The organism is Salinicoccus siamensis, from assembly GCF_042429615.1.
GTDB lineage: Bacteria > Bacillota > Bacilli > Staphylococcales > Salinicoccaceae > Salinicoccus > Salinicoccus siamensis.
In genome coordinates, this window is the sequence record NZ_JBHMAH010000004.1 from 363929 (window position 1) to 386154 (window position 22226).

The 22226-nt window shown below is 44.0% G+C and carries 21 protein-coding genes; 13 read left to right on the top strand and 8 right to left on the bottom strand.

The genetic code is table 11. From position 1 onward, the window contains the following. Window positions 1-110 precede the first annotated feature (110 nt). Window positions 111-2291 (bottom strand): DNA topoisomerase III, encoded by a 2181-nt coding sequence (locus ACFFLE_RS02585; protein WP_380569599.1) that lies wholly within the window; start codon window positions 2289-2291, stop codon window positions 111-113. Window positions 2292-2369: 78 nt separating this feature from the next. Next, window positions 2370-2651, bottom strand: a complete 282-nt coding sequence (locus ACFFLE_RS02590) for a GNAT family N-acetyltransferase (RefSeq protein WP_380569600.1) — start codon at window positions 2649-2651, stop codon at window positions 2370-2372. Window positions 2652-2819: 168 nt separating this feature from the next. On the opposite strand from ACFFLE_RS02590, the gene ACFFLE_RS02595 reads away from it, so the two are divergent. Beyond that, window positions 2820-3308 carry a small multi-drug export protein gene (locus ACFFLE_RS02595; RefSeq protein WP_380569601.1) on the top strand — a complete coding sequence of 163 codons (489 nt, stop codon included), beginning with the start codon at window positions 2820-2822 and terminating at the stop codon, window positions 3306-3308. 93 nt (window positions 3309-3401) lie between these two features. Here the strand turns inward: ACFFLE_RS02595 and fdhA are convergent, their stop codons facing one another. Continuing rightward, window positions 3402-4610 (bottom strand): formaldehyde dehydrogenase, glutathione-independent, encoded by a 1209-nt coding sequence (fdhA, locus tag ACFFLE_RS02600; RefSeq protein ID WP_380569602.1) that lies wholly within the window; start codon window positions 4608-4610, stop codon window positions 3402-3404. Window positions 4611-4913: 303 nt separating this feature from the next. Between fdhA and ACFFLE_RS02605 the strand changes: the two genes are divergently transcribed. The 3 genes from ACFFLE_RS02605 to ACFFLE_RS02615 all read left to right on the top strand — a co-directional run bounded on the left by ACFFLE_RS02605 (window position 4914) and on the right by ACFFLE_RS02615 (window position 6588). Next, window positions 4914-5273, top strand: coding sequence for a Lin0512 family protein (locus tag ACFFLE_RS02605; RefSeq protein ID WP_380569603.1), 360 nt, complete (start codon window positions 4914-4916; stop codon window positions 5271-5273). Between the two features lie 63 nt (window positions 5274-5336). Continuing rightward, entirely contained in the window at window positions 5337-5534 is a 198-nt protein-coding gene (locus ACFFLE_RS02610; RefSeq protein ID WP_380569604.1) for a hypothetical protein, read from the top strand. Further along, the gene (locus ACFFLE_RS02615) at window positions 5527-6588 is read left to right on the top strand and encodes an amidohydrolase family protein (RefSeq protein ID WP_380569605.1); all 1062 of its coding nucleotides are present in this window, start codon (window positions 5527-5529) and stop codon (window positions 6586-6588) included. The genes ACFFLE_RS02610 and ACFFLE_RS02615 overlap by 8 nt, the downstream gene beginning before the upstream one ends. Before the next feature lie 96 nt (window positions 6589-6684). On the opposite strand, the gene ACFFLE_RS02620 is transcribed toward ACFFLE_RS02615, so the two are convergent. Together ACFFLE_RS02620 and ACFFLE_RS02625 are read right to left on the bottom strand one after the other, a co-directional pair. Further along, entirely contained in the window at window positions 6685-7647 is a 963-nt protein-coding gene (locus ACFFLE_RS02620) for an ABC transporter permease (protein ID WP_380569606.1), read from the bottom strand. After that, window positions 7640-8557: an ABC transporter ATP-binding protein gene (locus ACFFLE_RS02625; protein WP_380569607.1), complete on the bottom strand. Its 918-nt coding sequence runs from the start codon at window positions 8555-8557 to the stop codon at window positions 7640-7642. Before ACFFLE_RS02625 ends, ACFFLE_RS02620 begins: the two co-directional genes overlap by 8 nt. A gap of 170 nt (window positions 8558-8727) precedes the next feature. Between ACFFLE_RS02625 and ACFFLE_RS02630 the strand changes: the two genes are divergently transcribed. From ACFFLE_RS02630 to istB, 9 genes are all read left to right on the top strand, one after another. Further along, a complete protein-coding gene (locus ACFFLE_RS02630) occupies window positions 8728-9231 on the top strand; it encodes a ferritin (protein ID WP_380569608.1) in 504 nt (167 codons plus the stop codon). A gap of 241 nt (window positions 9232-9472) precedes the next feature. Then, window positions 9473-10963, top strand: coding sequence for a phytoene desaturase family protein (locus tag ACFFLE_RS02635; protein ID WP_380569609.1), 1491 nt, complete (start codon window positions 9473-9475; stop codon window positions 10961-10963). A gap of 88 nt (window positions 10964-11051) precedes the next feature. Continuing rightward, window positions 11052-11525, top strand: a complete 474-nt coding sequence (locus ACFFLE_RS02640; RefSeq protein WP_380569610.1) for a glycosyl-4,4'-diaponeurosporenoate acyltransferase CrtO family protein — start codon at window positions 11052-11054, stop codon at window positions 11523-11525. 102 nt (window positions 11526-11627) lie between these two features. Continuing rightward, window positions 11628-13127 carry a phytoene desaturase family protein gene (locus ACFFLE_RS02645; RefSeq protein ID WP_380569611.1) on the top strand — a complete coding sequence of 500 codons (1500 nt, stop codon included), beginning with the start codon at window positions 11628-11630 and terminating at the stop codon, window positions 13125-13127. A 45-nt stretch (window positions 13128-13172) separates the two neighbouring features. Beyond that, window positions 13173-14279: a glycosyltransferase family 2 protein gene (locus tag ACFFLE_RS02650; protein WP_380569612.1), complete on the top strand. Its 1107-nt coding sequence runs from the start codon at window positions 13173-13175 to the stop codon at window positions 14277-14279. A 144-nt stretch (window positions 14280-14423) separates the two neighbouring features. After that, window positions 14424-15302: an alpha/beta hydrolase gene (locus tag ACFFLE_RS02655; protein ID WP_380569613.1), complete on the top strand. Its 879-nt coding sequence runs from the start codon at window positions 14424-14426 to the stop codon at window positions 15300-15302. Between the two features lie 177 nt (window positions 15303-15479). After that, the gene (locus ACFFLE_RS02660) at window positions 15480-16694 is read left to right on the top strand and encodes a dicarboxylate/amino acid:cation symporter (protein WP_380569614.1); all 1215 of its coding nucleotides are present in this window, start codon (window positions 15480-15482) and stop codon (window positions 16692-16694) included. Window positions 16695-17715: 1021 nt separating this feature from the next. After that, window positions 17716-18951 (top strand): IS21 family transposase, encoded by a 1236-nt coding sequence (istA, locus tag ACFFLE_RS02665; RefSeq protein WP_380569615.1) that lies wholly within the window; start codon window positions 17716-17718, stop codon window positions 18949-18951. After that, complete coding sequence (gene istB, locus ACFFLE_RS02670) at window positions 18944-19675, top strand: IS21-like element helper ATPase IstB (protein WP_380569616.1); 732 nt, start codon at window positions 18944-18946, stop codon at window positions 19673-19675. The genes istA and istB overlap by 8 nt, the downstream gene beginning before the upstream one ends. 55 nt (window positions 19676-19730) lie before the next feature. Here the strand turns inward: istB and ACFFLE_RS02675 are convergent, their stop codons facing one another. The 3 genes from ACFFLE_RS02675 to ACFFLE_RS02685 form a co-directional block, all read right to left on the bottom strand. Continuing rightward, the gene (locus ACFFLE_RS02675; protein ID WP_380569617.1) at window positions 19731-20330 is read right to left on the bottom strand and encodes a hypothetical protein; all 600 of its coding nucleotides are present in this window, start codon (window positions 20328-20330) and stop codon (window positions 19731-19733) included. Window positions 20331-21002: 672 nt separating this feature from the next. Continuing rightward, window positions 21003-21398 carry a thiol-disulfide oxidoreductase DCC family protein gene (locus ACFFLE_RS02680; protein ID WP_380569618.1) on the bottom strand — a complete coding sequence of 132 codons (396 nt, stop codon included), beginning with the start codon at window positions 21396-21398 and terminating at the stop codon, window positions 21003-21005. A 253-nt stretch (window positions 21399-21651) separates the two neighbouring features. Next, window positions 21652-22122 carry a DUF1648 domain-containing protein gene (locus ACFFLE_RS02685; RefSeq protein WP_380569619.1) on the bottom strand — a complete coding sequence of 157 codons (471 nt, stop codon included), beginning with the start codon at window positions 22120-22122 and terminating at the stop codon, window positions 21652-21654. Window positions 22123-22226: the final 104 nt, after the last annotated feature.

Consider the following 22226-nt stretch of genomic DNA (forward strand, 5'->3'; position numbering starts at 1 on the left):
ACCTCTCCTTTATACATTCGTCATATGGAGGCTCGTGAATGAGTCCATGGTCTTCCATGCATGCACGACATTATGCCATAGACATCACGATAACGCAAACCACCACTTATCTAGTCATCAAGCTTCAAGCCTTTCAACTGCTCTGCCAAAGCATTATTGATCGGTGCTTCGTCATCTTGTTTCTGCATATACTTCTTCACAGTCTTTTTGTCCACTTTCCCCCGATCCTGCTTCTTTTTGCGTGCTTCGAATGCTGATAATTTTTCCCTGTAGCCGCAGGTGCATGTGAATATCTGCCCCTCACCTTCACCGCTTAGGGTCATCTTCTTTTTGCATCTTGGACAACGGGCATTGGTAATGCGTGCCACATTTTTGCGGTAGCCACATTCACGATCTTGGCACACGAGCATCTTGCCTTTTTTGCCATTGACTTCAAGCATCGGTTTTCCGCAGTCAGGGCATGATCTGCTTGAAATGTTGTCATGCCTGTACGTCTTGTCGCTTGCTCTTATCTCCTGGATGATCGTTTTGGTGTGGACCTTCATTTCTTTGATGAAGGCTTCCCTATTCAACTGACCTTTTTCGATTTGCTCAAGTTTCTCTTCCCATATGGCTGTAGTGGCTGGTGAGCGCAGCGAATCCGGCACCAATTCCAGCAGCTGGCGCCCTTTTGAAGTCGTGCGAATTTCCTGACCTTGTTTTTCAATCATAAAGGCGTTCAATAATTTTTCAATGATGTCCGCACGTGTTGCGACCGTGCCAAGCCCACCCGTTGCGTCCAATACATTCTTAAGCTTCTTATCATCCATCTCCATGTACTTGGATGGATTTTCCATCGCCGACAGCAAGGTGGCTTCTGTGAACCGTGAAGGTGCTTTAGTTTGTCCTGATGTCTGATTGATGCGGTCCGTTTCAAGGATATCGCCTTCACTCAATTCAGGGAGCTGCTGATGCTTCTGCTCGACTCCTGGATCTTCACGATGGTTCTTATAGGCCGCTTTCCATCCTTCTTTCTTGACGGTATTGCCTTGGGCCGTGAAGCGTTCGTTCCCGGCCCTCACCTTCACCGTCACCTGATCGTATTCATATGGCGGAAGCAGCACAGCCATGAACCTTTTTATGATCATATCATAGAGGCGCCTTTCCCTTTCATTGAAGTCTGTAGGATGCACATGATTTTCGGTCGGTATGATCGCATGGTGATCACTGACTTTGCTGTCATCGACAAATGATTTATTAGCCTTTATGCCACTGCGCAATATTTTGGTTGCGATGGACCGGTATTCACCGATGCCTGCCGCTTTGAGCCTTTCAGAAAGTGTGGGAATGATGTCTTCAGAAATATATCTAGAGTCGGTACGTGGATAGGTGACGACCTTATGACGCTCATATAGGCTCTGCAGTACATTCAATGTTTCCTTTGCCGAAAAACCCAATTGCTTGTTGGCATCGCGCTGCAGTTCCGTCAAGTCATACAAACCAGGTGCAGAAGATTTCTTCGTTTTATGTGTGATGGCGTCCACTTTAAATGTTTCATCTTCAACCTCCCGCATAATACGGTCCACAGCATCTTTATTGAAGCTGCGCGTCTGGCCTTTATCATCCTGCCATGTCAACTTCAAGCCTTGTGCATGTGCTTCTATGCCGTAGTATGTCTTAGGATTGAAATGTTTGATTGCCTGTTCGCGGCGTTCAATGATCGCAAGCGTCGGCGTTTGGACGCGGCCGCAATTCAACTGCGCGTTGAATTTTGTCGTTAAAGCCCGGGAGGCATTGAGTCCGATGTACCAATCCGCTTCAGAACGCGCTACAGCCGCTTCATAGAGATCTTCATAATTTTTGCCGGGTTTCAAGTTGTTGAATCCTTCCTTGATGGCCTTATCCGTCACAGAAGAGATCCACAACCGTTCAATCGGCTTTTGTACTTTTGCTTTTTTGATGATCCAGCGGGCCACAAGCTCCCCTTCACGGCCAGCATCCGTTGCGATGATGATTTTATCTACGTCTTTACGCATCAGTTGCGACTTAACAGCATTGAATTGTCTGCCGGCTTTCTTGATGACGGTCAACTTGAGTGGATCCGGAAGCATCGGAAGGTCATCGAGGTTCCATGTTTTATATTTCTGGTCGTAGCTTTCCGGGTCGGCCAGTGTCACAAGATGGCCGAGCGCCCATGTCACAATATATTTATCCCCTTCCAAAAATCCATTGCCTTTTTTATGACAGTTCAATACTTTCCCTATATCCCGCGCTACGGATGGTTTCTCGGCGAGTACGACACTTTTTGCCACTATCCTTCATCCTTTCATTTTTTCACTGCCCTCCATTATACATAAAATGCCGGGGAATATTCATCCCCGGCGTACATTTTAATCTTTGATCATTTTTCTCATCTTATCATCATTCTCCATGACACTCCTGGTAAAGGAGCAGAGCGGTGTGATTTTGCGTTTTTCCCCGGCTGCCAAATCAACCATGGTCTCTACCAGCCGGGTGCCGATGCCTTCTCCGCCCAGGTCGCCTGAAACTTCTGTGTGTGTCACGACATAGTCTCCGTCGTCGTCCTTTTCGAAGACCATTTTAGCTTTGGGGTTGAGTTCATCCTCCTCGACGAACAGCATATCTTCACCTTTTTTTATATCCACTGCCATAATCCATCCTCCTTATCCGAATGATACTCTCTCCATTCCCTTTTATAGAATTCGTTAAGCATGGCAGCAGAGCGGCTTCTTTTGATAGCCGGTATGTTTTCTTGTATAATTTCAGCAATACACATACCGATGCCATCTGTAAGGTGGTGCATGGTTTGGAGGAAAGTCATGAATCCATCTCTACTGATTGCCTACTTTTTCATATTTGTACTCTCTGCAGTGCCACTCTTCGAGTCATTTATCATCGTACCACTCGGCATATTGAGCGGCATGAATTTCACGATGACGCTGCTCATCGGCATAATAGGAAATCTGGTCACATTGCTGCTGCTCATCATAGTAATCGAACGGGTCAAAAATTGGTACTTGAGACGACGGGAAGCCAAAGGTAAAAACACCTCAGGTAAATCACATCGTGCCGAGAAGATCTGGCATAAATATGGTCTGCCGGGCCTCGCGTTCATTGGGCCCTTCTTTGTCGGCAGTCACTTCACCGCTTTGATGGCGGTCATTCTCGGAGGCAGCAGGAAAGCGACCTTCTGGTGGGTGACAGCCAGCGTCATCCTGTGGACGGCGGGCATTTCCGTCCTCGTGTTGTTTGGCGTCGACTTCCTCGCGCTTGAAGACAAGCAGTTCCTAAAAAAAATCATCGAATAACGATTACGGCTGCTTCATATCCTCCCGGAAGAAGCAGAAAGACCTGGGTGAAGGTACCTTCACCCAGGTCTTTTTAATGGGAGCCAATATAATCTATTTGAGTGATCCATGCGGATCGATGACGAACTTCTTGGCCGCCCCTTTGTCGAAGTCCTCATAACCGCCTGGTGCATCATCAAGGCTGATGACGGTTGCGTTGACGGCTTTCGCGATTTCCGCCCGTCCTGATAGTATCGCCTTCATCAGATCGCGGTTATATTTCATTGCTGGCGTTTGTCCGGTGACGAATGTATGTGCCTTCGCCCAGCCCAGACCGAAACGGACCTTCAGGCTGCCCTGTTGTGCATCTTTGTCTTTTGCGCCCGGGTCTTCTGTAACGTACAATCCTGGAATACCCAGGCTGCCCCCGGCTGAGGTGACATCCATTATGCTGTTTAATACCGCTGCGGGTTTATCTTCACCTTCATGACCGTAAGCTTCGAACCCGACCGCATCCACAGCGGAGTCGACTTGATCGGTACCGAGGATGTTTTCGATCTGTTCACCAAGGCGGTCATGCTTGGATACGTTGATTGTCTCACAGCCGAAGCTCTCTGCCTGTTTGAGGCGATCGTCCTGCAGGTCACCGACAATTACCCGGGATGCTCCGAGCAATTGTGCTGAATGGGCTGCTGCCAGTCCGACAGGGCCAGCCCCGGCGATATAGACGGTCGAGCCTGTCCTGACGCCTGCAGAGTATGCCCCATGATAGCCTGTCGGGAATATATCCGACAGCATCGTCAGATCCAGCACCTTCTCCATTGCGACTTCCCGATCTGGGAAGACCAGCAGCTGGAAGTCGGCATATGGCACCATCACGTATTCGGATTGGCCGCCGACCCATCCGCCCATGTCGACATAGCCATATGCGGCACCTGGCCGTTCGGGGTTTGTATTCAGGCATATATGCGTCTTCTGCTCACGGCACATTACACAACGGCCGCACGCTATATTGAACGGTACGGATGCAATATCGCCTTTTTTGACGAATTCGACATCACGGCCGACCTCAATCACTTCCCCCAATATTTCATGGCCGAGCACCATTCCTTCCGGTGCAGTGGTCCGCCCCCTCACCATATGCTGGTCACTGCCGCATATGTTTGTTGTAATCACTTTCAGGATGACGCCGTGTTCACATTTTCTGCCGACGTTTTCCTTGGGTACACCCGGTCCATCCCTCAATACGAGATCGGGATACTTGATGTCCTGAACTTCCACTTTACCATTTCCTGTATAGACTACACCACGGTTTCCTTGCATGATACCCCTCCTGACAGTGCACATGCACTGCGTAATATGTTTTGTTGAACAGCTGGATGCAAGAGCGACAAGGTGCTTGAACTCTTCTCCTTTCCAAGGTTTCTATATGATAAGCCCAATGGCTTTATCCGCTTTATAGAAGTCCAAAATATGGAACATACATCCATCATATACACTTCTGAATATTCAGTCAAATGATAGAGCGGTTGTTTGGGACTGACGCTTGCTGAAATAGTTGTCCAAGCCGTAGCATAAAAGGTATAGTGATGGTGGATACAAAAAATGATTCAAGGAGTGTTGACTATGGAACAACTTGTTTTCATCGAAACGGGCACCGGCACCGACGTGCATGGGCAGGATATCAATGTGGCCACCCGCCGCGCGGTCGAGAATGCCCTTCATTATAATTCGATGCCGGGCATCAGAAACATCCTGCCTGAGAACAACCTGTCCAACATGAAGGTGAATGTGAAGCTCGGCCTGCCAATGGATCATGAACGCCTGGATGTTGAAGCGGTCAAGGACATGATTCCATATGGGACGGTAACAGTTGAACTGCTCGACGGCGGCCTTGCCACTTCAAGCGGCATCTATCTTGAAGATCAGAATGATAAAAATGATCTGATGTATATCGTCAATGCCGTCGTAGAAGTCGGATATTGATCGGTGATTAATACGTCCATCAGATGAATACAATCGAGCAATACAGAAATGAGGTAAATCGCAATGAAGAAATTCATCAACGCCAATATTTACAAAACAGAGGGGCTCCAGCAAATCCTGATCGACGACGGGAAGTTCAAATCAATCGCGCCGGATGTTGGGGAAGCCGACAGCGTCATCGATCTTGAAGGTAAACTCGTACTGCCCCCCCTACGTCGATCCCCACCTGCATCTGGATTACATTTTCTCTGGATTGGGTGAAGGCAATGCGAACCGGTCAGGCACCTTATTCGAGGGAATACAGAGGTGGAGCGACAACAAGAAATCATTGACCGAGGAGATGGTGCGTGAGCGTGCACTGGAAGGGATCCGCAAAGAAGTGGCCCACGGCGTACAATACATCCGGACGCATGTCGATGTGACCGCCCCCGACCTCACCGGCATGAAAGCACTGCTGAAGCTCAAAGAAGAGTTGAAAGATGTTGTCACGCTCCAGCTTGTCGCGTTTCCCCAGGAAGGATTCTTCCGCTACGAAGGCGCAGAACAACTGGTCGAGAAAGCATTGACCATGGGCGCAGATGTCGTCGGTGGCATCCCCCACTTTGAAATCTCCTATGAATATGGCGTCGAATCATTGAGGCGTATTGTGGATCTGGCAGTCAAGTATGACGTCATGATAGACATCCACTGCGATGAAAATGATGATCCCAACAGCCGCTTCCTGGAGGTGTTGAATGCACTTGTCATGGAACGGGAGTACGGCCCTAAAACGACTGCGAGCCACACATGCAGCTTCGGCTCGGTCGATGGGTCATATGCGTCGAAGATGATGGGGCTGTTCAAGGCTTCCCAGATCAACTTCATCTCTTGTCCGACCGAGAACGCCCACCTCCAGGGCCGTGCGGACTCCTATCCGAAGCGCCGGGGACTGACGCGTGTCAAAGAGCTCCTGGAAAACGGCAACACGGTCGCATTCGCCCAAGACTCCATAGCCGACTACTGGTATCCGCTCGGCAATGGGAACATGATGAATATACTCGATAATGGCATCCACCTCGCCCACTACACCCACATCGATGAAATCAACCAGGCATTCGATCTCATCACCTATAATGGCGCGAAAGTGATGAACATTGAAGCGTACGGGTTGGAAGCGGATAATCCGGCCAATTTCATCGTACTCGATGCGCGAGACCCATACGAAGCCATACGTGAAAGGGCAGAAGTACTGTGTTCTGTACGTGATGGCGAATACCTTTTCAAAAGAGCACCGCGCAAGAATGAAGTAGCGCATGATTTGCTGAAAGACCTGTAATCACCAAAAGGGCACCTGCCGATCGGCAGGTGCCCTTTTCTGGTAGATGCAATAAAAATACCGGGTGGGAAATAGATCCCGCCCGGTGCCAGCTCATCATGTGACATCGCGTTTAGTGAAGACACTCCACGCTGCAACGATGAAGATGAGCATATAGACGGCAATGACCGCCACTGAGAATCCTATGGTCATCTCTTCCCTTATCGGCCCCATACTGTTGAAGTAGACCGCCAGGTCGGTATTGGCAAACAGTACAAATTTAGACCAGGCATACTCGGATAAAGCCACTGAGGCCGTCGTGCCGGCGAACATCAGGAACATTGAAACGCCGATCGCCAAGGCGCTGCTTCTGAATATGCTTGATATCATAAATGCAAAAGTTGCAAGCACGATTATGTTTATCAGCTTGAACCCGTATTGAAGCATTATTTCGGACAGCACGCCGTTATGGGACAGCCCCTCAGGTCGGTTCACCAACGCTTCCGAACCAGCTGATGGCAATCCGTACGTGATTGCACCGATGATAAAGGTCGTCAAGAGCAAGCTCAGCATGGTCAACAGTGCAAATAATAATACAGCTATATATTTAGATAACAATATCGTTGGTCTTGAGATAGGCCTGATGAGTAACTGCTTGATGGTGCCCCATCTGAATTCGTTGGCTACAATCCCCCCTGCAACGATGATGGTGAACAAGTTGATCAGCGAAGAGCCGAATAGATTATCCAGAACGAAATTGCCGGCATGATAGCCAAACGGCCGGACATCATTATCGATTCTATAGGTGTTCTCCTCTATCTGCTGCGTATTCACCTGTTCGATAAATGGATCTTCTTCCTTTTTTTCCTCTATCTCCTGCATCAGTGCCTCATTCTCTTCCTGAAGTTCGGTCTTCCAGTCATCTGAATAGGATGTTTCAGTGTCGACCGAATCGGTGACCGTATTCATCACCAGGCTGAAGATGACCACTGCAAGCAGGAAACCATACATGATCCAAGTCGATTTCATGATATAGACTTTAGCCAGTTCGTTTCTGATCAGACTCATTATTCTATTCAATGACATTCTCTCCAATCATCTCGAGGAATTGTTCTTCCAATGTTGATTTGACCGCATCTACCCCATATACTTCGATGTCTTCGGCCACGAGCCGGGTGATTAATTGCGGGATATCAGACTTATCCATTTCCACCCGGATCTGATCGGATGTATCCACTATTTTAACCTTCTCTTCATGTTGGAGGAGTTCGACCGCCTGGTCCTTTGGTTCGAGGATGAGATTGACGGTATGCACCTTTGCATCATCCGCTTCATTCAAGTCTTTGATGGCGATGATTTCGCCATTTTTAATGACCCCGATGCGGTCGCACATCAGATCGATTTCGCTCAATAGGTGGCTGGAGACGATGACAGAAACACCATCCTCCACTGCCAGCTTGCGTATGTACCTGCGGATTTCCCGTATCCCTGAAGGATCAAGGCCGTTCGTCGGTTCATCCAGTATCAGGACCGATGGATTGTGCAGCAGAGCCTGGGCGATGCCGAGACGCTGACGCATCCCCAAAGAATATTTCCCGACTTTTGTTTTGATTGCATTTTCAAGCCCCACCAGACGGATCACTTCCTTGATGCGCTCCTGGGTCACACCATCTGACATGCGGGCAAAGTGCTTCAAATTCTGCCAACCCGTCATGAACGGGTACATTTCAGGGTTTTCAACGATGGCTCCGACCTCACTGATCGCCTCCTTGTAGTTCTTTTTGATGCTGTTGCCCTGGATGACCACATCCCCACTTGTGATGCCCATGAGCCCGACCATCATACGGATGCTTGTCGTCTTACCTGCTCCATTTGGCCCGATGAAACCGAATACTTCCCCTGGACGAACGGTAAAATCGAGGTCTTTGATGATGTTTTTACGCCCGATCTTTTTGTTCAGTCCCGTAATGGTTAACGTAGATTCCGGCATGCATGACACTCCTTCCATTCGATTGATAAACGATTTAGAATTTATATAATTGACAGACCAATGATACCACATGAGATTCTATTCTTCAGTGATTTTTTCAGATTTAAAATGATATTTTTTGTCATGATAGGGTACATATAACTAAATCACCTAAAGGGAGTGTCTATAGTATGTTGTCAGAAAAACTTAAAGAAAAATTGAATGACCAGATGAATAATGAATTTGCCGCAGCCCATGAATATATGGCAATGGCTGCCTATTGCGAGCATAGAAGTTACGATGGCTTTGCAAACTTCTATATCCAACAAGCCAAAGAGGAACGTTTCCATGCCATGAAGCTCTATAATTATTTGAATGACCGTAGTGTGCATGCCACATTTAAAGAAATCCCCGCACCACGGGTCGATTATGATTCCATACTCGATACTTTCAAGGCAGGATTGGCACAAGAGCGGGAAGTGACTAAATCCTTCTACAATATTTCTGATATCGCCACTGAAGAAAAGGAATATGCGACGTTATCCTTCGTCAGATGGTTCCTCGATGAACAGGTTGAGGAAGAGGCAACATTTGAACGCCACATTGACTATATCGAACGCATCAAAGATGACAATAATGCACTATTCATCTACGAACGTGAACTCGGAAAACGTGACTTTGACGGTGAAGATTAATAATTGATCACCAATAACAAAAGGACGATTCATGTGAACAACTGCATGAATCGTCTTTTTGTACCATTTTAAATTATCGATTTCATCAATTCTCTACGCTATATAAATTAAGGCGGATATTTAAAATCATGTAGATGATTATAATAATTCTGTACAATCAACCACTGTGATATCATTGTTGTAAACGTAAAGTGCATAATATAGCGCAATACTTGTTTTCTACTATAAGGAGATGTGACGAATGCCACAAAAAAGCGTATTGGTAATCGGCGGTGGGCTCGGGGGGCTGTCTGCAGCGATTTCCCTGGCCCAAAATGGATATAATGTATCTCTGTATGAAAAGAATGATCATCTGGGAGGGAAAGTGAACCGCCTGGAACAGGATGGTTTTGGGTTTGACCTTGGCCCCTCCATACTGACCATGCCCAAAGTATTTGAAACGCTATTCACTAGAAGCGGCAAAAAGATGGCGGACTATGTGCCTACCATCAAGATCGACCACCAGTGGCGCTCCTTTTTCCCGGACGGCAATATCATCGATCTATATGAGGATCTAAAAGATATGCAGGATAAGAACCCTTCATTGAGTGACAAGGATATTGAGCAATATAAGAATCTTCTTGCGTATTCCAGGAGGCTTTACGATACGACCGAGAACAGCTACTTCAAAGGGGTCGACGATAAAAAAGACATTATGCAGTATCAAGGGCTGATGAGCACCTTGAAGGGCTTCGATCTATTTTCGACGATATATCAGGGCATCGACAGGCGCATCGGTAATGATCAACTGAAAGACATGCTTTCCTACTTCATCAAATATGTCGGATCCTCCCCCTACGATGCGCCCGCTGTGTTGAATATGATGATATACATGCAGCATGACCAGGGTGTTTGGTATGTGCCGGGGGGTCTGGGCAACCTCGCCAAGGGGCTTGTAAAGCTTGCCGAAGAGATTGGCGTGACGTTCCACACCGGCAGTCAAATCACGATGCTTCGTCATCAGGACGGTAAAATCATCGGTGCTGCTTTGGAGGATGGCACTGACTTGCAGGCAGACTACTACGTCTCGAATATGGAAGTCATCCCGACTTACGAGAAACTAATCGGGGGCAATCAAGATTATGTAAAGAAGATAAAAAAGAAATTCGAACCGGCCAGTTCGGGCCTCATCATGCATTTGGGTGTAAAGAAGAGCTATCCGCAGCTTGCGCATCATAACTTCTTCTTTGCAGAAGATATGAAGAAACAGATGAACAAGATATTCCAATGCCATGAACTGCCGGATGACCCGGTCATCTATCTCGTCAACGTCAATAAGACCGATCCAAACCAGGCGCCGCCAGGCCATGAAAATCTGAAGGTCCTCCCCCATATTCCCTATATCCAGGATAAGCCTTTTACCGCTGAAGACTATGAACGGTTTGCGGAACAGACCTTGATCAAGCTTGAGCGGATGGGACTTAAGGATCTGCGGCAGAATATCGTCACGAAAGATGTATGGACACCAGAGGACATCGAGCGCGTATATGGCTCAGACCGGGGTGCCATCTACGGTACATTGTCCGACCGTAAAAAGAATAAAGGGTTCAAACATCCGAAACAGAGCCCACACTATGACAACCTCTACTTTGTCGGTGGCACAGTAAACCCTGGAGGCGGTATGCCGATGGTGACGTTAAGCGGCCAGCACGTCTCCGATAAGATTGTCGCAAGGGATTCAGAGGCAGAGTGATGCACGACTCCCCTGGTATCATCCCTGGTTTAAAAACGGCGTTACAGAACCCTTTTGCGCATAATGAAATCGATTAGGAGGCCAAGCCATGCAAGTGATCTCGCTCCCCCTATTATGGACCATTGCCATAGACATCATCGCATGGTTATTTTTCCATCTGGTCATTTCATACTTATGCTTTAGGCTGCCTCTTAGCGCATTCCAGAATAATGCTTTCTGGTCGCGCATCTACCGCTGGGAAGATTCAGGGCACCTTTGGCATCGTCTATTCCGTGTAAAATCATGGAAAGGCAGATTGATCGATGGTGCCTCCCTATTCAAAAAAGGGTATCAAAAAAAGACGTTGCACGGTACGGATAGATCAGAGCTTAAGACTTTTGCCGAAGAGACGAAGCGGGCGGAGCTGACACATTGGGCGTCAATATTGCCCGCCCCACTCTTCTTTTTATGGAACCCACCGCTGGCAGGCTTCCTGATGATCGTCTACGCAGTCGTCTTCAACCTGCCCTTCATCATCACCCAGCGGTACAACCGCGGCCGCATCAAAAAGATGTTGTCGTGAGCCGACAACTTCAAATATCGGCCTGCATACCCAAAAGATGCTGTACACAGCACATCACTAATACAAACGGGACCAAATATGCTTTAAGAACGGAGAATAATGATGAGCAAAAAAGTGATCGTCATCGGCGCCGGGGTTGCCGGACTGGCAAGCGCCATCAGACTGCAGCACGCCGGTTATCATGTAGAGATCTATGAAAAGGAATCCACACCGGGCGGGAAAATGAACCGGCTAGAGATGGATGGGTATCAATTTGACCTTGGTCCGAGTATCGTCATGATGCCGGAATTATACCGGGAAGTCTTCGAGTTGTGCGGACGTTACGCTGATGACTATATCCCGATGGAGAAATTGGATCCCATGTACCGGGTCTACTTCAGTGATGCGCCAGATGAACCGATCGACATCTCCGCCGACCTGACTGAATTGACCAAAACCATCGGTGCGATCAATGAAGCGGACGTTGAAGGTTTCTTTACTTATATGAGTGATATATATAAAGGGTATACGTTTGCCATGGAGAATATCCTCAATCGGCCATTTCATAAAAGAAGTGACGTCTATAACTTGTCCATGATCAAAAAAGCACCAAAGGTGAAGCTGATCGGCACGGCTGATAATTTCATCGGAAGATATATTGAAAGCGAGCGCCTGAAGCAGATATTCGGCTTCCAGACATTGTACATAGGGGTCTCCCCATTCAATGGGCCCTCCTTCTATTCGATGATACCCATGATCCAATTCGTCTACGGGATATGGTTCATCAAAGGTGGCATGTATACAATGGCTGCCGCCATGGAAAGGCTCTTCAAGGAGATTGGCGGTACGGTGCACTACGGAAGTGCGGTGCAGGAAATAGCCATTGATGATAAGCAGGCGAATGGCATTATTGTTGATGACAGGAAAATAGAAGCGGATTTTGTCGTCTGCAACGCAGATTTTCCGTATGCAATGAAGCACCTGGTGAAAGCACCTAAGGCCAAAGGAAAATTCACGGACAAGAAGATTGATGGCATGAAATACTCCTGTTCCGGCTTTCTAATGTATTTGGGAATGGACCGTAAGTACGAAGATGTCGAGCATGTCCATAATTTCATCTTCAATGAAAAACTTGAGAAAAACATGCAGGATATTTTTGATGGCAGGAAGCTCGAACATGCTTCATTCTATGTCTATATTGCTTCAAAGCTCGACCCCTCGCTCGCACCAGAAGGCAAAGATGGGCTGTATATCCTGATGCCGGTCTCCGATGTCGCCACAGCAGACTATGAATGGAATGATGAAACGGTTGATTACTACCGCACATACATCCTGGATACCTTGAAAGAAATAAAGGGCTTTGAAAACATCGAGCAGGACATTGTTACGGAAACGCATTTTACACCGCCTGAATTCGAATCCAGATTCAATGCGTATAATGGGGCGGCCTTTGGACTCCAGCCTACCCTTTCACAAAGCATCCATAAGCGGCCGCAAAGCAAATCCCCAGGCTGTGACAATTTATATTTCACAGGCAGCAGCACACACCCAGGTGCAGGTGTACCGATTGTACTCATGTCTGCAAAAATTGCGACAGATGCACTCATAAAGGATGATCAGTGAAATATAAAGCACGAATGATTACTGAATGAAGGGAGGAAAACGTTTATGATGGTCAGTATTGTATTAGGGTCTCTCGCAATTGCGGTGGGAGTGCTCATGTTCTGGAGGCTGCCCCTGCCTAACAGTGAAGGCGAGCACGCCGATGCCCCACTCGTTTCCATCATCATTCCTGCCAGAAATGAAGCGCAAAGGATCCCTGTCCTGCTGAAATCATTGAAGAACCAAAATTTCACGGAATTTGAAGTTCTGGTCGTCGACGATGACTCTACGGACGATACAGTGAGTGTCACGGAATCTTTCGGGGCAACCGTACTGCGTGATGAATCAAAGCAAGATGGGGCTGGGAAATCCGCAGCATGTTGGCACGGCGTACAGCATTCAAAAGGAGAGTGGCTGCTGTTCCTCGATGCCGACACGCAATTCACGACGCCACACAGTTTGGGAAACCTGCTCGGGGTCTACCATCAAAAAGGCGCAAGAGGAGTTTTATCCCTTCAGCCTTTCCATAGCATTAAAGATTTGTATGAGAATCTATCAGCAATCTTCAACGTGATTGTTGTCGTGGGTATGAATGTATTCACCCTGTGGGGAAGGCGCTTCAGACCAGCTGGTTCGTTCGGCCCTTGTATACTATCCAATAGAGAAGATTATCTGGCTTCAGGTGGGCATAAGAAGATTGAGGGCGCACTAATGGATGACTTGGCCCTGGGGGAAACTTTTCTAGAGGGGGATCTGCCGGTATATTGCCTTGGCGGCAAAGGGATCATATCTTTCCGCATGTACCCTGAAGGCTTTAAAACGCTTGTAGACGGCTGGTGTAAGAGTTTTGCGCTCGGCTCACAATCCACACATCCCTTAGTCATGGCGATGACCATCATCTGGATTTCAGGCAGTTTCATAAGTGTCGGCGCATTGATCTCTTCCCTCTTGGCAATGGATCCAGTGGCCATCGGGCTCACTGGTCTATTGTATCTCATATATGCACTGCAGACGATGTTGTTCGCCCGACGCTGCGGGAACTTCAGATGGGCCATCTTCCTTTTCCACCCTATTCTATTTACGTTCTTTGCCGGGGTGTTCGTCTACTCGCTTTTCCGGGTCCATGTGCTACGGTCTGTCAATTGGAGAGGACGGAAGATAAACCTCAAATAAAACAGGGGCTTCATTTTCCCTGCCTATCATCAACGAATCGACTGAAATCTAAAGTACGGGGCTAATCGCCCTTTTCAAGTACAGAAGGCATACAACTATGCCGGTCATTGTTTCAGCATTAGAGAGAATAAAGCGAGGTCAATCATGATTAAAAAAATTATCGCAAAATTATTGAGGCTGCGCCCCGACCAGTCAGTGAAAATCCCGATGGTTGACCTTCAATATGTTAAAATCATAAAGGATTTTACAGTTGAATCATCCATTCAGCCAACCCCGGTGACCTTCTACTATCCATTGGGGGCAGAAAAAAAGAAGCAACCGGTATACATCAATCTCCATGGCGGCGCGTTCATTATGAAAAACAAGGATATGGATGATCCCTATTGCCGCTTTCTGGCCAATCAGACCGGATGTGTCATCGTTAATATTGATTACGTAAAAGCGCCGGAGTATCCTTTCCCAAAGGCGATTGAACAATGTTATGAGGTACTCCAGTGGATGAAGATGAATGCCGAAGACTTGAATATAGATTCTGACAGAATAATGGTAGGTGGCCAAAGTTCGGGCGGCAATATTGCGACAGCCCTGTGCCTCTATCTGGAAGAAAAGTCAGAAAAACAACCACTCCTGCAAGTTTTATCCTATCCAATGCTTGATTTTGCGACACCATTTTCAAAAAAACCGGAGCCGAATAAGTGGCGTGCACGCTTTCCACAAGTCGCCCACTTTTTAAATATGTGCTATGTACCTAAAAAAGAGGACTCCAAGCATCCCCTGGCCTCCCCCGTCTATGCCGATGTAACCAGCCAGTTGGCACCTGCGCTCTTTCTCATTGCAGAGCATGATGCTTTCAGGCCAGAAGCGGAAGTATACGCCACAAAATTCAAAGCAGCTGGAGTCAACGTCGAAGATCACCTCTTTAAGAACTGTACCCATGCTTTCACGCATACCGGTCCAAGCGAGAAAGCCGAGGAAGCTTGGCATATGATAGCATCGAAGATCAAGGCAGCTGCTGATAAATGAAAAATACCCAGAAATAGACATCTTCTTTTATATTAAGATTGTCTAAACTCCTCTACATCATTATTTATAGGGTAGCCAACAGAATCAAAATTTCGAATACCGAGGGCAATAACCGTGATTTATTTTGTGATAAAACGTTAAGAAATACATAGTCATTAAAGAAAGAGGATCAAATCTATGTGGCATAACTATAAGAACAGCTCAATTATTTTAAAGATGACTATTGCGTTTATAGCAGGTTTAGCTATTGCTTTAGTGTTAGGTGAAAATGCTAAATTCCTGGAACCATTAGGTCAAATACTCATCAGATTATTGAAGTTAATTGCTATCCCCATTATATTTTTGACCATAATACTATCTATAAGTCGGATTAATTTATCTAGTTTAGGAAGAATGGGTGGAAAATTATTTTTATATTATAGTATAACAACAGGCTTATCTGTATTTATTGGCGTAATAGTTGCCCTGATCATAAACCCTGGTCAAAATTTGACCTTGCCAAAAACCTCAGTTGATGAACCGAGTATCCCCAACTTTTCAGATGTATTATATAAAATAATACCGGATAATTTGATTGAAGCATTTACTTCTGGTGAATTATTGTCGATATTGTTCATAGCCATAGTTATAGGTATTTCGATGTCGATTTTATTATCTTCATCTGATGAAAATATTCAACAAAAAGCAGAATCTCTCTACTCACTTTTTGATATTTTTAATAAACTTTTCAATGTCATTTTAAATGGGATATTACTTTATGCGCCAATAGGCGTATTTGGTATTAGCGCCTCGACATTCGGTTCACAGGGATTAGACACTTTTAAATCCCTGTTGTTGTTTACACTCACCTTTTATATAGGCATATTTATTTTGTGGCTACTCGTTTATTTCAGCTTTTTAAAATTAGCTGATAAATCTATTTTTAAGTTTTTAAAAGATACTAAGGAAGCTTATGTAACTGCTTTCTTCACTTCAAGTAGCATCGCTTCTTTGCCCATTGCCATTAATTCAGCAAAAAAAGCTGATATTTCAAATGAAGTTGTGGATTTTTCAATCCCTTTGGGTACTATATTCAATTCTGATGGCGGTGCCCTTAGGATGGGAGTATCCATTGTTTTTGCAACTAACGTTATGGGATTGAATCTATCTTTAGAAAATCTATTGATGATTGTAATTATAGGCACACTTTTGTCTATTGGTACTGCTGGTATTCCAGCTGGTGGTCTCATTACTCTTTCTGCTGTTCTTAGTTTATTCGGTTTACCATTAGAGATTGTCGCTTTGATAGCTGGTGTTGATGCGATAATCGGAATGGGCGGAACTGCCTCCAACGTACTAGGTGATATAATTGGAGCTGCTGTTATAGATAAAAAGAAAAAAAGCTATAACTAAAAATTTAGTTATAGCTTTTATTTCTTATTAGTAAATATAAACTGGACAGTTCTCTATTATCTATATAACTCACAAGGTTTCCAATGGGGTTCGGTAGTTCAGTTATTTTCTTGGGAAGTCATTTCTTCTAGCAACAACTAATAAAAACATGCCTGATGGGTTGTGTTGAAATCCATGTCTCTAGGATTCCTTCCCTTTTGAGCATCCCAATGGAATATTCATTTATCCCTTGTTGTGATGGTGTCTCCGAATCGATATAGTAGATTTTAAAATTAGCGTATGGGATCGTCCAAAAACCCATGCATTTTTAATTAGTACAGACATTGATTAACATACTGATTTTTGGACTGGATTCATATGAACAAAAGGCCATTTTACAGTTGCATGAAATCTTCCAATTAACGGTCGTTTATTGGACGCTAAACGGGAGGAGAACCAGTTGAAAAGTGCATAAGAAAATATAACAGATTTCTCTGCTCTAAAAGTCTAACTTTCTGGGGTCACTACAAACTTCTATCTCATCAGCAAAAGGGGTTTACGCTCGTGGCTCGCTTAAAAATAAAAAAGACACGAGAATGATCTGAACTATAACCCGGATAATGGACAGTGAATAAAAAAGCGTCCATTATCCGGGTTTTTCTGTGCCCGATCAGAAATCTTTTTCTAATAATGCTCTGACTCATTCACTAAAGCTAACCTCTTTTTCTTGCGCAATCATTTTTAGCCGAACCGTCTCTTGTTCATCAAAACCTTTTACATCAATTCGTGCCATCTTTTATCAATCTCCTTCCAATTTAGATGTACCTCAACAGGTACATTGGTAATATTACATCAAAAAATAGCTGTTTTCATGTACTTAAACAGGTACATTTGGTTAAAATCCGGACGGAAAAATATATTGTCGGCACTGCCGACATATTGTAAATGGCAGTATTAAAATGTAGGAAATCGGCAATTGAAAATTGTTGGTTTACCTACATTTTTTTGTATGCTTTTCTTATGACATCGAAGGAGGATATTCATGAGAAAAGACGTACGCGAAGGAGTCAGGAAATTTATGAACGATGGTATCAAACCCAATTTTGCCGCATTGGCCCGGCAGTATGGCTGCGATTACCGGACGGTGAAAGCGGTCTATGAAGCAGAGACACAGTACCCAGAGAAGAAAAAACGGGTGAAGAGAAAAAGTAAGCTGGATGAATTTAAACCGATCATCCATGACAAACTGGAAATCCAGTGCAGCGCGTATAGTATATTTAAATTCATTGAAAAGAAGGGATATGACGGGAGTTACAGTCTGGTGAAGCAGTACTGTCGAAAAGAGAGGAAAACCCGTCAGAAGCAGGCAACCATGCGTGTGACCCACACACCCGGTTTAGCCGGGCAGGTGGACTGGAAAGAAGACATGACTTTGATCAGCCGGCACGGCGAGATCTTCCGTTTCAACATATTCTTATACGTCCTGTCGTTTTCCCGCAAGAAATACATCACATTGACCTTTGATCGCCATCAGGACACCTTGTTTGAATGTCTGGACGATGCCTTCCACCACACTGGCGGCGTACCGGGGGAGATCTGGTTTGATAATATGCGGACTGTGGTGGATCAATCCAGCACCCAATATAATAAGGTTGTGTTCAATCAACGGTTCTACGCATTTAGTAAGGATGCCGCCTTTCAGCCCATTGCCTGCCGGCCATACCGTCCCCAGACCAAAGGGATGGTCGAGGCACTGGCACGGACGATGGACCGGCTGCGGGTCTATAACCATGAGTTCGATGACAGTGTGGATTTGATCCATATCCTCCATGATTTGTGTCACGAACTCAATACGGAAGTCTCCCAGGCGACCGATGCCATCCCCGACGAACTGTGGCTGGATAAAGAAAAAGAGCACCTACATCCACTCCCTGAAGACCTGTTGAAGCCGTACTTTGAAGACCAATTGACGAGAGTGGTCTCTAAAGAGGCGATGGTTCAGTTCCGTAAATGTAAGTACTCTGTAGATCCCCAGTATATTGGAAAGACGGTTGAGATTGAACTGTCGGATACTGAGGACAACATACACATTTATTATAACGGAGAAACGGTGCGTTCACACCCGTTAACCGCCCAAAGATTCAATTATAATCAGGCAGATATGTTCAACATATTGAAGTCGGATCTGCTGGCTGGTCGGCCGGACGATGATATCCATGAGTATATCCATGAATCCCTGCAGTTATATGATGCGGTGGGAGATGATGTTCATGAGTGATTATCAAACGCTTCTGTCCAATTTTGAAGCCCTCGGTTTAAATAATATGCGTGAATATTATCCAGTGTTGTTGGATAAGGTTCATACAGAAGACTTGTCGCTGACGAGTGCGTTTCTGGAAATCACAGACAAAGAAATGAAGTTTCAAAAAGAAAAGAAGATGGAGCGTGCGATTCACCGCGCACGCTTTCCTAAAGTGAAGACATTCGATACGTTCGATTTTGATTTTCAACCCAGCCTGAACCGCACGGCCGTCCTTGAATTGAAACATCTGGGGTTCATGGAATCTAAAGAGAACATTGTCTTCATCGGCAGCCCTGGTGTCGGTAAAACCCACCTGGCGATTGCTCTGGGGGTCGAAGCCTGCCGTCAGGAGAAACTCACGCTGTTCATCAACTGCCATGAGTTGTTGATCCGACTTCGGGCCGCTTATGAAAAAGGGACCGTTGAGCGTGTGCTCAGACGGTATGCCAGATACGAGTTGTTGATTATTGATGAAATCGGCTACCTCCCCATTCAGAAGCATGAAGCCGACTTGATCTTCCAGTTATTGAATATGCGCTATGAAACCCATTCAACGATATTCACCACCAATATCGCACTCTCTGGATGGGGTGAACTATTCAAAAGTCCGGAAACGGCCGCAGCGATACTGGACCGCATGGTCCACCATGTAAAAATTTATAAAATTAAAGGCAAGTCATACCGGATGAAACACACTTAGGCTTTCCTCCACAAATTACATTGCCAAAAACCTACATTTTTAGATTGCCGAAAACCTACAATTTTAAGTTACCCTTGACACCTGTTTTTTTATGTTCTTGCGGAGAATTACTTATTCCAGTATTATTCTCTATTATTTCATCCTCGTTATCTCCTGAAGCTTCCTCCACACTATCATTATCTGCTTCAGATGGGATTACAGTATTCTCTATCATCAATTGATGTGCTTCTATTTTTTTAAGTCTCTCATCCAATTCCTTTTGATTTTTTGAGAGATGCTCTAAAAGTTCAATCGCATACTCTAAACGCTCATTTTGCTCATATGACCCATTTGTACCTTCATTCATTTTAATATCCTCTGAAGGGGTTTCTTGGGCTTCTACAAGTATTTTAAATTCATTCAAACGGAGCACGACTGCCTCAGATGCTTCCTGTACGCCTTTCTTTTCTTCTTTGACCAAGCGAACCATTTCAACAATGGTCATTCGATCTAACTCATTGAATAAACGATTTTGTCTATTATCCCTTTCTATTTCTGGATAATTTTCATTTTCTTCTAATATTCTTACGTACCGTCTTATGGAATGTTCAGAAGCCCCCGTTTCCTCTATCAAATTAGAAGTCTGATAATATTTTTTCGGATTATGGATATCCATTGTTTTTCTTCCCTCTTTATGTGACTTTCATGCACGGGGTACATGCATACATTCAAGCCCGTTCACATTCGTGTACACATGGTGCACGTGCGACGTACATGAAATTGAATAAGTACTTTTCTATAAGTATTTTCTACCATGCACTAGATAATTCTATTATACACGTACAATAAATTTATGCACGATTATACACGGTTAAATCCAATATGATTTCTAGGGTTAAATGTACTTTCATAAACCTAATGCAATCCTTTCTCTTACAAAAATTCAAATATACACTTGTCAAATAAGAACTAATTTTAACATCATTTTTTTCCTATAATTACAAGAGATACTTAATCTATACGCTATAATAAAATAAGATATTACCTGGTGGAGATAATTATTATACGACCCATTTTAAAAATTTTAATAGATCAAAAGTGATATCCACTCAATTTTAAAACCCAGCTCATCTTCATATGAAGACAGCTGGGTTTCTTAACCATAGTGCAAGGTGTTGTCTAAATAAACATAAAAGAAATGTGAAAATACACCTAATGTGGAAGCAAAAAATTAATTTAATTACGAAACATAAAAATGAGTATGTAAAAGTACAGCCATCTTAAAATATTAATTAAGTATGATAGATAGTCTGTTAAGAAGATTATTGCATTAAATTTGATAAACATTTTAAATGTAAAAACGTTTTCTATCTTCAGAACTTGGGAGTTTGCAATATTTCGAAGATTTTAATGCTAGTTTATGACGATTTTTAGAAATAACACTGTATACTATATCTCTTATTGGCCTTGGTACTAATAGAAAAACAGTTAACAACTTAGTGACACCTTTCAAAGTCCCCGCAACTTTTAATGCAGCTGTAGATCTATCATAGATTCTTTCATCTGAAATTAAAAAGAAACTGTCAACATTTGGCGAAACATTAAAAGAAGACAATAAGCTTTTTCCTTCTTGACTATTTAATGCTATAAAATCGAATTCCTTCTTATCATCTTTTTCTAATATAAAATGCACAGTTTTATTGCAAAATATACATTCACTATCAAATAATAATACTCTTTTCATAAGGTCCCCCTCATCTTATTATTTTTATTTTAACGTTTTTTTCTTTAAATTACTAAACTTTTAACATTTGGTAATTTTTGTTGTTTACTGAAATTTCCTTTGGTATTATAAACTTATATTAATAAAAAAGGAGTGATTTTAATAAATTAGTTCATAGATTACGACTAGTAAAATATGCCTACATATGCAATGTTTATTATTTTTAAGTTATAAGACAAAAGGAGTTATCAAAGAAAATACTTTTTATGATAATTTACTCTTTTAATCTGGCTGCCCAAATTAAATTGTAAAAAACAGCCAGCACCATAATCCCTGTCAAAAACAAAGGTAAGAAATTAAATACATTATTCTCAATGCCTACTGCATGTCTTATTAATGATTCATTAGCTAATATAGAAGCAATTAACACTAAGTTTTGGATTAAAGTCATTATTTTTTCCGACATATTATATTGTTTCTCTCGGTTTTTTTCCGTCAAATTAATGTAGTTGAGTTTTTCTGGGTGTTTAGTTAATAAGCCAATTAACCACCACATTAAAAGTCCTATAGTTGGCATAATTAGCACAAAATATTTCGACCCCCAATTATCTGGTTCACCCATAGTGAAATGAATGGCAATACGATCTGGCATGTTTGGCCAAAATAAAAACAAATTAACCAAATGATAGACTAAAATGATCGAAGAAATAATATAAAATACACTTTTAAATGATTTTACTTTCATTAACATAATATCTTCCTTTTTTATTTAAATATATTAGGCTCTCCCTAATCATGTGTGCTTGACATTGAAAAAAGCAGAATCTTCCTCTAATGTTTAAAGTACCA

Bases quoted from the DNA above. Each gene is read 5' to 3' on its own strand.
- ACFFLE_RS02590 (WP_380569600.1), bottom strand. From the start codon at position 2,651: ATGGCAGTGGATATAAAAAAAGGTGAAGATATGCTGTTCGTCGAGGAG.
- ACFFLE_RS02595 (WP_380569601.1), top strand. From the start codon at position 2,820: ATGAATCCATCTCTACTGATTGCCTACTTTTTCATATTTGTACTCTCT.
- fdhA (WP_380569602.1), bottom strand. From the start codon at position 4,610: ATGCAAGGAAACCGTGGTGTAGTCTATACAGGAAATGGTAAAGTGGAA.
- ACFFLE_RS02605 (WP_380569603.1), top strand. From the start codon at position 4,914: ATGGAACAACTTGTTTTCATCGAAACGGGCACCGGCACCGACGTGCAT.
- ACFFLE_RS02610 (WP_380569604.1), top strand. From the start codon at position 5,337: ATGAAGAAATTCATCAACGCCAATATTTACAAAACAGAGGGGCTCCAG.
- ACFFLE_RS02625 (WP_380569607.1), bottom strand. From the start codon at position 8,557: ATGCCGGAATCTACGTTAACCATTACGGGACTGAACAAAAAGATCGGG.
- ACFFLE_RS02630 (WP_380569608.1), top strand. From the start codon at position 8,728: ATGTTGTCAGAAAAACTTAAAGAAAAATTGAATGACCAGATGAATAAT.
- ACFFLE_RS02635 (WP_380569609.1), top strand. From the start codon at position 9,473: ATGCCACAAAAAAGCGTATTGGTAATCGGCGGTGGGCTCGGGGGGCTG.
- ACFFLE_RS02640 (WP_380569610.1), top strand. From the start codon at position 11,052: ATGCAAGTGATCTCGCTCCCCCTATTATGGACCATTGCCATAGACATC.
- ACFFLE_RS02645 (WP_380569611.1), top strand. From the start codon at position 11,628: ATGAGCAAAAAAGTGATCGTCATCGGCGCCGGGGTTGCCGGACTGGCA.
- ACFFLE_RS02650 (WP_380569612.1), top strand. From the start codon at position 13,173: ATGATGGTCAGTATTGTATTAGGGTCTCTCGCAATTGCGGTGGGAGTG.
- ACFFLE_RS02655 (WP_380569613.1), top strand. From the start codon at position 14,424: ATGATTAAAAAAATTATCGCAAAATTATTGAGGCTGCGCCCCGACCAG.
- ACFFLE_RS02660 (WP_380569614.1), top strand. From the start codon at position 15,480: ATGTGGCATAACTATAAGAACAGCTCAATTATTTTAAAGATGACTATT.
- istA (WP_380569615.1), top strand. From the start codon at position 17,716: ATGAGAAAAGACGTACGCGAAGGAGTCAGGAAATTTATGAACGATGGT.
- istB (WP_380569616.1), top strand. From the start codon at position 18,944: ATGAGTGATTATCAAACGCTTCTGTCCAATTTTGAAGCCCTCGGTTTA.
- ACFFLE_RS02675 (WP_380569617.1), bottom strand. From the start codon at position 20,330: ATGGATATCCATAATCCGAAAAAATATTATCAGACTTCTAATTTGATA.
- ACFFLE_RS02680 (WP_380569618.1), bottom strand. From the start codon at position 21,398: ATGAAAAGAGTATTATTATTTGATAGTGAATGTATATTTTGCAATAAA.
- ACFFLE_RS02685 (WP_380569619.1), bottom strand. From the start codon at position 22,122: ATGAAAGTAAAATCATTTAAAAGTGTATTTTATATTATTTCTTCGATC.